This is a genomic window from Ligilactobacillus araffinosus DSM 20653 (genome assembly GCF_001435375.1).
Classification (GTDB): domain Bacteria; phylum Bacillota; class Bacilli; order Lactobacillales; family Lactobacillaceae; genus Ligilactobacillus; species Ligilactobacillus araffinosus.
In genome coordinates this window covers 25585-35676 of record NZ_AYYZ01000015.1, presented here as the reverse complement: position 1 = coordinate 35676, position 10092 = coordinate 25585, and the positions used below count along the sequence as shown (strand labels likewise).

At 37.2% G+C, this 10092-nt stretch carries 7 protein-coding genes; 4 read left to right on the top strand and 3 right to left on the bottom strand.

Features of this window, described 5'->3' with window-relative positions; all coding sequences use genetic code 11:
* Positions 1-582 precede the first annotated feature (582 nt).
* Together FC64_RS02875 and bsh are read left to right on the top strand one after the other, a co-directional pair.
* A complete protein-coding gene (locus FC64_RS02875) occupies positions 583-1902 on the top strand; it encodes a conjugated bile salt MFS transporter (protein ID WP_057906457.1) in 1320 nt (439 codons plus the stop codon).
* 99 nt (positions 1903-2001) lie between these two features.
* Positions 2002-2949 carry a choloylglycine hydrolase gene (gene bsh / locus FC64_RS02870; RefSeq protein WP_057906456.1) on the top strand — a complete coding sequence of 316 codons (948 nt, stop codon included), beginning with the start codon at positions 2002-2004 and terminating at the stop codon, positions 2947-2949.
* A gap of 76 nt (positions 2950-3025) precedes the next feature.
* Here bsh and FC64_RS02865 read toward each other — a convergent pair whose 3' ends face one another.
* Together FC64_RS02865 and FC64_RS02860 are read right to left on the bottom strand one after the other, a co-directional pair.
* Positions 3026-4015 (bottom strand): LacI family DNA-binding transcriptional regulator, encoded by a 990-nt coding sequence (locus FC64_RS02865; RefSeq protein WP_057906455.1) that lies wholly within the window; start codon positions 4013-4015, stop codon positions 3026-3028.
* A gap of 16 nt (positions 4016-4031) precedes the next feature.
* On the bottom strand, positions 4032-5525 hold the full coding sequence (locus FC64_RS02860; protein WP_057906454.1) for a sucrose-6-phosphate hydrolase: 1494 nt from the start codon (positions 5523-5525) through the stop codon (positions 4032-4034).
* A gap of 256 nt (positions 5526-5781) precedes the next feature.
* Here FC64_RS02860 and FC64_RS02855 point away from each other — a divergent pair, with 256 nt between their 5' ends.
* Positions 5782-7722: a sucrose-specific PTS transporter subunit IIBC gene (locus FC64_RS02855; RefSeq protein WP_057906453.1), complete on the top strand. Its 1941-nt coding sequence runs from the start codon at positions 5782-5784 to the stop codon at positions 7720-7722.
* A gap of 307 nt (positions 7723-8029) precedes the next feature.
* Positions 8030-8896 (top strand): DegV family protein, encoded by an 867-nt coding sequence (locus FC64_RS02850; protein WP_057906452.1) that lies wholly within the window; start codon positions 8030-8032, stop codon positions 8894-8896.
* 29 nt (positions 8897-8925) lie between these two features.
* Here FC64_RS02850 and FC64_RS02845 read toward each other — a convergent pair whose 3' ends face one another.
* Positions 8926-10023 carry a glycoside hydrolase family 3 protein gene (locus tag FC64_RS02845; RefSeq protein ID WP_057906451.1) on the bottom strand — a complete coding sequence of 366 codons (1098 nt, stop codon included), beginning with the start codon at positions 10021-10023 and terminating at the stop codon, positions 8926-8928.
* Positions 10024-10092: the final 69 nt, after the last annotated feature.

Below are 10092 nucleotides of genomic sequence, written 5' to 3'. Positions count from 1 at the left end.
ACGCCGATAGTAGTTGGAGGAACGCCTCCTGCGAGGGTAGGAAGTTGCCGTGCTTAAGAAATTAGATTGGAAACGGACCGCAGAAGTGCGGTCTATTTTTTTACTCCAAATAAATATATTGATAATGAATTTAAATAAAATTTATTAATGTTCAGATTAATACAAATAATATAATGAAATTATTTTATAACAATTAATCGATTCTTTATATTTAATAGCTAATAATTAATATTATTAACCATTAGCTCATTTAATTATTATTATAATTTTAATAACTTATAATAATAAAAAATAATTAAGTGAATAATAAATTATGGAGTTAATTACAAAGTTATAATTCGTGATGTAATCGCTTCCTGTATTCACAAATTAATATTACCGATATAAATTAATTAAAACTTATCAAACTTCTAAGATTTATTTTTTGACGCTTACTAGGTAACTGTGCAATAATAGCGTTTGTTAAAATATGACTTAGGATATTTTTGATATGCCTAATTATTATAAATTTGACAAAATATAAATATCCATTAAGTTTTATTGCAATTATATTTTTTTATTTTTAGAAAGAGGGTTTGCATTATGGATACAGTAAGCGAAAAGAAACCTGTAAGTAACGCTTATAAGTATTTCATGATTTTCCTATGTATGTTTACGCAGGCTATTCCTTATGGAATTGCTCAAAACATTCAGCCATTATTTGTTCACCCATTAGTTAATACATTTCACTTTAATTTAGCTTCATATTCATTGGTATTTACTTTTGGGGCGGTTGCTGCATCAGTAGCTTCACCATTTATTGGTAAATGGTTGGCTAAATTTAATTTCAAATTAATGTATATGGTTGGGATCATTATTTCAACAATATCTTTCATTCTTTTTGGAATTAGCTCAAAATTACCAGAATTTTACGGGGCAGCAATTTTATGTATGATTGGTTCAACCTTTTATTCTGGACAAGGTGTTCCTTGGGTAATTAACCACTGGTTCCCAGGAAAGGGTCGAGGCACTGCTTTGGGTATTGCCTTTTGTGGTGGATCAATTGGAAATATTTTCTTGCAACCATTCACTCAAAAGTTGTTAGCTTCATATATGATTGGTGGAACGAAGACTGGTCACTTGAAATCAATGGCACCGTTCTTTATTTTTGCTGGAATGCTCTTCATTATCGGCTTAATTGTTGTTTTATTCATTCGGACACCGAAAGATAATGAAATTGTTGCAACAAAGGCTGAACTTGAAGAAGCTAAGAAAAATGCTGAAGCCGCAAGAGCTAAAGAATTTGAAGGCTGGACAGCTAAAGAAGTTATGAAGATGCCTTGGTTCTGGGTATTTAGTATTGGATTTTTAATTGCTGGAATTGGATTAGCTACTTTAATTGAAGACTATGCAGCTTTCCTAGATACTAAATTAAGTTTTAGCACTGTTGGTGAAGTTGGAATGGTCTTTGGAGTTGGATGCTTAATCGGTAATGTTAGTGGTGGAATTCTTTTTGATAAACTTGGAACTGCTAAAGCAATGACATATGCCGCTGCAATGTATACTTTATCTGTTTTAATGATGATTCTTGCAAGTTTCCAACCATATGGTAGTGGCTTAGGAAAAGCAAGCGGAATGTTATATGCAGTATTCTGCGGTTTGGCAGTTTTCAGTTATATGTCAGGACCAGCCTTCATGGCAAAAGACTTATTCGGTAAAAAAGAAGAAGGAGTCATGCTTGGTTTAGTTGGGTTGTCATACGCAATCGGGTTTGCGATTGGTGCACCATTATTTGGAATAATCAAAGGAATGACAAACTTTACAATTGCCTGGGAAGTTATGTTAGCATGCATTGTAATTGGTTTCGCACTTTTGATTGTATCAGTTGTTAAAATTAAAAAGATGCAAAAGAACGTAATGTAGGATATAAAAATAAGTCGTATGTGAAAGTTTCATGCGACTTATTTTTAAAATAGATTCTTTTATTTTATAATTTAATGTGTTGTGAAAGGGGTTTTTATTATGTGTACAGGTTTACGTTTTAATGATTCAGAAGGCAATTTATATTTTGGTCGTAACTTAGATGTTGAATCAACATATGGCGAAAAAGTGATCGTAACACCAAGAAATTACGAATTACCATATAAGTTTTTAGAAAATGGTAAGACAACAAAAGCAATTATCGGAATGGGAATCATGGCTGGTGATTACCCAATGTACTTTGACTGCATCAACGAAAATGGTCTTGGAATTGCCGGATTAAACTTCCCACGCTATGCTTATTTTACAGAAGGTCCAGTTGACGGTAAGACAAACATGGCACCATATGAATTCATGTTATGGTTGATGGAAGAATTCGATACAGTTGAAGAAGCTAAGAAGGGCTTAGCAAACTTGAACTTAGTTGATGCTCCATTTGCACCGCAAATGCCGGTTGCTCCATTACACTGGATCATCAGCGACAAGAAGGAATCAGTTGTTGTTGAACAAACAAAGGATGGCCTTAAGGTTTATGATAACCACGTTGGCGTTTTGACAAATAATCCTGATTACCCATGGCACATGACAAATCTTAACAATTATGCTGGGTTAACACCAAATGATGCGACAACTCATGACTGGAACGGTCAAGAAATTCGTCCATTAGGTGTCGGAACAGGTAGTTTAGGTTTGCCAGGCGACAGCATTCCTGCTTCACGGTTTGTAAAGGTTGCTTACTTAAATGCAAACTACCCAACCGTTGACGGTGAAAAGGCAAATGTTGCTAAGTTCTTTAACATTTTGAAGTCCGTTGCAATGGTTGATGGAAGTGTCATCAATGAACAAGGTAAAGATGAATATACTGTTTACACAGGCTGCTTCTCAACCAAGACAAACACATACTACTATAACCGTTTTGATGACTTCGAAATGAAGAGCGTTCAATTTACAGAAGAAAATATGAATGCAGATAAGGTTACAATCTACTAAGATTTGAAAACTAATAATGTAAAGTAAATTAAAAGAGGTCAGTGACTTAAAATGCCACTGACCTCTTTTTTAAATTTTAATGAGCCGTTGTCTTACTTCGAAGAATTTTAACAGGTAGTTTAAATTGATTGGTTTCCATTTTAAAATCAGGATTTTCAATTCGTTTACACAGTAATTCAGTTAATAATTCAGCAATTTCTTTAATCGGCTGAACGATGGTTGAAAGTTCAGGGTGATAGGTCTGATTTAATTTTGTTCCATCAAAACCAATAACTTTCAGTTGCGTTGGAATATGAATGTTGAGCTTTTGAGCTTCTTGTAAAACTAACAGCGCAGTTAAATCATCCGAACAGAAGATTCCATCGGCAGTGTGCTGTTCAAGCAATTGCCAGACTGAAACGGCTTTTAACGTTGGCGATTCTGAAAAACGAACAGCGTGAACGTGGGCTTTTAAACCAAACTTTTGAATCGTATCTTCATATGCTTTTAACCGTTGATTAGTCGGGTTGGCGATTGATTGCGGATTTCCAAAGAAATCGATGTGTCGACATCCAGCTTGATAAAGTTCCTCAGTCGCCAAACAGCCTCCTTGATAATTATCACAGCTTACAATTGGAACGTTTTCTGATAGGGTTCGGTCAAAGGAAACGATTGGCAAGCCGACTTTATTGTATTCTTCAATATCTAAGTTATGGGTTCCGGTAATGATTCCGTCAACTTGGTTGGCAATCAGCATTTGAAGATATTCTTGTTCTTTGCGGCTGTCATAATTCGCGTTACAAAGAATCATTTTATATCCCTTATTAAATAATTCTTTTTCAATTGAACTAACAAGCTCGGCAAAAAATGGATTAGTAATATCAGGAACGATTACGCCAATCAAATTGGTTTGCTTTCCTTGAAGGGAACGTGCCAATGAATTTGGGCGATAATTCAATTCTTGGATTGCCTGGTAAACTTTATTTTTGGTTTTTTCGCTTAAATATCCATAATTATTGATTACACGTGAAACAGTGGTTGGCGAAACCCCTGCTTTTTTTGCAACATCCGTTAATTTTGGCCGCATAAGTTACCCTCTTTAATTACATATCTGCTAAATTCCAGAAAGTTCCATAGTAGTTTAATGAATTCTTTCCTGTAAGTGCAATTTTATCATTTTTTTGATCGGCAAAGTAGCGCAATGTCATTACATGTTCGCCATTATTAATGAAGACTTCGGCTAATGAATGATCAACGAAAACATCAAGGTCAAGGGCTTGGTTTTCAGGAAGGCAAATCTTCCGGGTCATACCGTATTTTTTATTGAACGTTTGACCAGCTTTTGAACGGTCAATTTCAAAGAAAGCATCTTTCCCAGTATTAAAATTGAGTTGCAAACTGTGATCAACGGCATGGGTTCCTGCAAGGTGGAGTGTCCCATTTTGATTCCGAGCAATGGTAATTTTCAATTCGTATTGTTGGCCAGCATGACTTTCGACAACTTGGCGGCCATCAATGACTTTTGCGGTTCGAATCAGATGACCGGCTTGCCGTAACGTTCCCATTGCAGCAACTGGTCGTTGGATCAACCGTCCATTTTTAAGCGAAAGTTCCTTAACTTGACTTAAACAGTTTGCCCAGTTTTCATTGTCAGTTGGATATTCAACATCAGGAAGGCCAACCCAACTGATTGCATAAACTTTTCCATCAGGAGCATTGAATGCTTGAGTAGCGTAAACGTCAAAGCCATCGTCCAAATTGATTGGTGCAGCCTGAGTCGTTGTCATTTTGCCTGCGTCAAACTTAAACTTGCTGCCGGCAACATACATATTTGGATAAATGTTTTCGTAAGGAGTGATTTTCTTATCTAAACCTTGAGGACAGAAAATCAAAACCGGTTGATCGTCAACAAAAACTAAGTTTGGACATTCGATCATGTATCCCATGTCCTTATCAGTGAAATTGATGTATCCAAGATCATTCCATTTGCCAGTTAAATCAGAAGAACTGAAAATGGCGACTTTCCCAGTTTCGGTTTCTTTATCTTGAGCCCCTAAAATTGCATAGTATTTATCACCATGTTTTAAAATCTGCGGATCGCGGAAATGTTCCGTAACATGATTAGGAGCTTCAATTAACGGCCGGGCTAATTTTTTAATATGCCCGTTTTGATCCATCCAGGCCCCGTTTTGGTAAGAATGCCGGACCCAATTTTGATCACGGACATTACCGGTATACATTAAGAATAATTTGTCGTTGATTACGGTTGCGGAACCTGAATATGCTCCGTGACTGTCGAATTGGGTATCAGGCTTAACAGTTAATCCCATGTCCTCCCAGTGGACTAAATCAGCTGATTTCATGTGATGCCATGACTTTAATCCGTGAACCGGACCAAATGGATATTGTTGATAGAATACGTGCCATGCGCCGTTAAAATATGAAAAGCCATTCGGGTCGTTCAGTAAACCGGAGCTTGGACGGATATGATAGTGGAGTTGGAATTGCGACTGATCAGCTTGAGCTTGCAGGTCAAACAACGTTTCTGCGTCCCATTTGTTATATGGTAAGTATCTTTTTTTAGTTGTCCATTCCATGAATGAGCCCTCTTTCATTAAAATGTTTTTTTATTAATTTCTATTAAATTCATTTTTATGATAAATAAATTTGCAAGAGGTGTCAATCGATCACCATAAATAAATGGCTGATATATCAACGTTGTTTTCGTTTTCAAAAATAATTAATTTATTTTGTGATAAACGATTGACATATTCGCGGAATGCGCTATCATTATAAATGTACTTAGAAAAGTAAAGCGTTTTCACAAAAATATAAAATCAAGGAGGAGTCACCATGGATCACAAGAAAGTCGCATCTGAAGTTGTTAAAGCTGTTGGAAAAGACAACGTGGTTGCCGCAGCTCATTGTGCAACCCGGCTTCGGTTAGTCTTAAAAGATGATTCTAAGGTTGATCAAGCAGCTTTAGACAATAATGATGATGTTAAAGGAACATTCAAGCAAAACGGCCAATATCAAATTATTATCGGCCCTGGAGATGTTAACAATGTTTATGATTACTTTGTAAAGGAAACAGGCGTTAAGGAAGCCTCAACCGAAGACTTGAAGGACATTGCCCAAAACGGAAAGAAACCAAATCCGATCATGGCATTCGTTAAACTTTTGTCTGACATCTTCGTTCCATTGATTCCGGCTTTAGTTGCCGGTGGTCTTTTGATGGCTTTGAATAACTTCATTACATCAAAAGGTTTGTTTGGTCCAGAAGCCGTTATTCAAATGGTTCCGCAACTTAAAGCGGTATCGCAAATGATTCAAGTAATGGCTTCAGCACCATTCATCTTCTTACCGATCATGGTTGGTTTCTCAGCTGCTAAACGGTTTGGGGCCAATCCATTCCTTGGCGGCGTGATTGGAATGATGATGACCTCACCTAGCTTGGTTACAGGTCATTTCTGGAATCTTTTTGGAATGCATGTTTCACAAACGCCATATACATACCAAGTTATTCCGGTATTAGTAGCGGTTTGGATTCTTTCGATTTTAGAAAAGTTCTTCCACAAACACTTACCATCAGCAGTTGACTTTACATTTACTCCATTGCTTTCAGTTATTATTACTGGATTCTTAACATTTACAGTTGTTGGTCCGGTAATGCGTGAAGTTTCAAACTTGATCACTGATGGAATTGTTTGGTTGTACAACACGACCGGTGCATTCGGAATGGGAATTTTCGGTGCAGTTTACTCACCAATTGTTTTAACTGGTTTGCACCAAAGTTTCCCAGCTGTTGAAGTTCAGTTAATTTCAGCCTTTACTGCTCACCATCAAGGTGTTGGAGACTTTATCTTCATCGTTGCTTCAATGGCTAACGTCGCACAAGGAGCTGCAACTTTTGCCTTGATGACATTAACGAAGGACAAGAAGACCAAAGGTTTAGCTTCATCAGCCGGTGTTTCAGCATTACTTGGGATTACTGAACCTGCAATCTTTGGGGTTAACTTGAAATTCAAGTTCCCATTCTTCTGTGCCTTAGTTGGTTCATGCATTGCTTCATTTATTGCCGGAATCTTTAAGGTTGGAGCTGTTGCCCTTGGATCTGCTGGATTCTTAGGATTCTTATCAGTTAACACAAAGTCAATCATCATTTATGTAATTTGTGAATTAATTAGTTTTGCAATTGCCTTCGCAGTTACCTTCCTTTACGGAAAGTCTCACAATCAGCTTGTAAATCCTGTTCCGGTTGCAACTTCAGAAGCTGAAGCAATTGAAGCTAAGGAAGATCATGTTGAACCTGAGCAAATGCAAGAAGTTTCATTAAACAATGAAGTTATTGCTGCTCCAGTTAACGGAAAAGTTGAAGATTTATCAGAGACAAACGATGAAGTCTTCTCAACCAAGATGATGGGTGATGGCGCTGCCATTATTCCAACTGATGGGACAATTTATGCTCCAGTTGATGGTAAGATTTCAGTTGCTTATGAAACAAAGCATGCTTATGGAATTACATCTGATAAGGGTGCAGAAGTTCTGATTCACGTCGGAATTGATACGGTCAACTTAAAAGGTGAACACTTCGAAAGCTTTGTAAAGCAAGGCCAAACAGTTAAGAAGGGCGATAAGTTAGGAACGGTTGACATCGATGCTGTTCAAAAGGCAGGATATGATCCAACTGTAATGACGATTATCACGAACACCGCTAACTATGCTGAAGTTGGTCATAAGAAAGTTGACGAAATTCACCACGGTGATGATTTCATTAAAGTTGTTGCAAAATAAAATAATGATTTAAAGGCGAAGAAATCGCACAGCAAAGATTCGGAGGCTTTCGAACTTCCAAGTAGCTCGTCTGTTTTGGAACCTGATTATGCAGATATAGCAACGAGGTTGCGACTTAAGTCGCAACCTCGTTTTTTATTGGAATTAATGTTGAATTTGGCTATTAAAATCGGGAGTAATCGACTATAATAAAAATGATCCGAGATGTTTGGTAGCTAAACTATCTAGACTTTAAGTCTATATTATATTGATTTTGAAAATATTTAATATATAATCAGAATAGAAAACTGCTTAAGGAGAATTTAAAATGGCAAATATTAAGATTGTAACTGACTCATCAGTTCAGTTAACCCCAGCAGAAATTAAAGAAAATAACATTACAATTGTTCCATTGACAATTGAAATCAACGGTCAAACTTTTGTTGATGGTGAAACAATTACCCGTGAAGAACTTGTTGAAGAATTGAAAAAGGGAAATAAACCCAAGACGAGCCAACCAGCAGTCGGTTCGTTTGTCGATGTGTTTGATCGTTTGGGTGAAGATGGGAGTCAGGTCGTTGCCATTTTGCTTTCTGATGTTTTAAGTGGAACGTATCAAACTGCGGTTTCAGCAGCTGAAATGTCGTCAACGGATGTAACCGTGATCAATAGTAAGTCCACTGATCGCGGTGAAGCGTTTCAAGTTTTAGCAGCGGCGAAGGATGCAGCTGCTGGCAAGACGATTGAGGAAATTCAAGCACATTGTAAAGAGATCCTTGCACGAACTACAATCGATGTTTTAGTTGATAATTTAGATAATATCTTATCAGGCGGTCGACTCGGAAAAATGGCAAGCATGTTGACAAAATTGATTAATTTGAAGGTTATTGTCCGTTTACGGGAAAATAGTTTGGATGTTGTGAAGAAGGGCCGCAGCCGGAAGACGTTCTTTAAATATTGTGCAGAACTAAAAGAACGGCATCAAGATAATCCCATTCAAGAATTATCACTTTCAAATGTTGACTGTAGCGATGAATATTTGGAAAAGGTGAAGGATACTGTTCTTCCAGAAAACAGTGCTGATGCGGCTTATATTGCCCGATTAACGAGCCCAATCATTATGACTCATACAGGGTTAAATGCAATTGGCGTTATTACGCTTGCAGAAGAACCAGAACCAGATGAATATAAATAAAAAATAAGGTTGTGACTTATGTCACAGCCTTATTTTATTAATCCAATTTTTTCCTTGAGCTTTAAAATCCGATATACAGACTGGTTGATCTGTTTTTCTGAAATTTGATGGTTCTTAACGGCTTCTTCAATTGCCGAAATTCCGGTTTGATAGTTTTTACTCAGAAGCATATCATTTCCGGCTTCAACAGCTAAAACATCTGCGTTAACGTGGTTTTCCTGGGCAAATTGACTAATTGCACCCATTCCAAGATCGTCGGTGATAATAATGCCTTTAAAGTGTAATTGTTCCCTTAAAATTTTATGAACTTGCGGTGATAATGAGGCCGGGAAACGATTATCAACCTGATTGATCACAATATGTGAAGCGAGCACTGCATCAGCATGACTTTTAATTCCAGCAATAAACGGAAGAAAGTCTTGGCGTTGAAAATCAGTAAGCGATTTGTTGGTTGAAGCAAATCCCGTATGGGTATCACCTGCAGTTCCATAACCTGGGAAATGTTTGAGGGTTGCAACTACTTTTTGGCTTTGAATTACCGGAACAACCTTTGAAATATATGTTGCTGTTTGCTGATAGTTTTTTCCGAATGTCCGGGGATAGATGAAACTTTGTGGATTACTCGAAACATCGGCAACGGGAGCGAAGTTCCAATTGATTCCTAAATTATGAAGAATTCCAGCAACATTTCGGGCCTCATTTACTTCAGTTTGCATATTATTATTTAGTGCTTGCGGTGAAGGAAATTGCCGGTTATTTGTTAATTGGGGATTATCACTTAGGCGTGAAACGGTCCCACCTTCCTGATCAGTTCCGATAAAAAGCGGAATCTGACTTGCTTTTTGCCATTCGGCAAGTTTAGCTTTGAACTGGTCAGAGGTTTGAGATTGAAAATCAGTCCCGAATAGGACAACTCCACCAACATGATATTGCTGAATGGCATTGAGAACGTCGTTTTGATTGCCATCGCTTGGAACAAAGTACATCTGCGCAATTTTATCTTGCAGACTCATATGATTAATTCGTTTTGATAGTTGGTCAGCGTGGACGGAATTTATCGTCAAGCAACACGCAAGGAGTCCAAGAATAAAGTAAATAACAGATTGAAATGATTTTTTGAATTTCATCGCAAACTCCTCCATCTTTTTCACAAATAATTATAAATTCTTTTAATGAAAATAAATACCCTATTCTTT

Bases quoted from the DNA above. Each gene is read 5' to 3' on its own strand.
- FC64_RS02875 (WP_057906457.1), top strand. From the start codon at position 583: ATGGATACAGTAAGCGAAAAGAAACCTGTAAGTAACGCTTATAAGTAT.
- bsh (WP_057906456.1), top strand. From the start codon at position 2,002: ATGTGTACAGGTTTACGTTTTAATGATTCAGAAGGCAATTTATATTTT.
- FC64_RS02865 (WP_057906455.1), bottom strand. From the start codon at position 4,015: ATGCGGCCAAAATTAACGGATGTTGCAAAAAAAGCAGGGGTTTCGCCA.
- FC64_RS02860 (WP_057906454.1), bottom strand. From the start codon at position 5,525: ATGGAATGGACAACTAAAAAAAGATACTTACCATATAACAAATGGGAC.
- FC64_RS02855 (WP_057906453.1), top strand. From the start codon at position 5,782: ATGGATCACAAGAAAGTCGCATCTGAAGTTGTTAAAGCTGTTGGAAAA.
- FC64_RS02850 (WP_057906452.1), top strand. From the start codon at position 8,030: ATGGCAAATATTAAGATTGTAACTGACTCATCAGTTCAGTTAACCCCA.
- FC64_RS02845 (WP_057906451.1), bottom strand. From the start codon at position 10,023: ATGAAATTCAAAAAATCATTTCAATCTGTTATTTACTTTATTCTTGGA.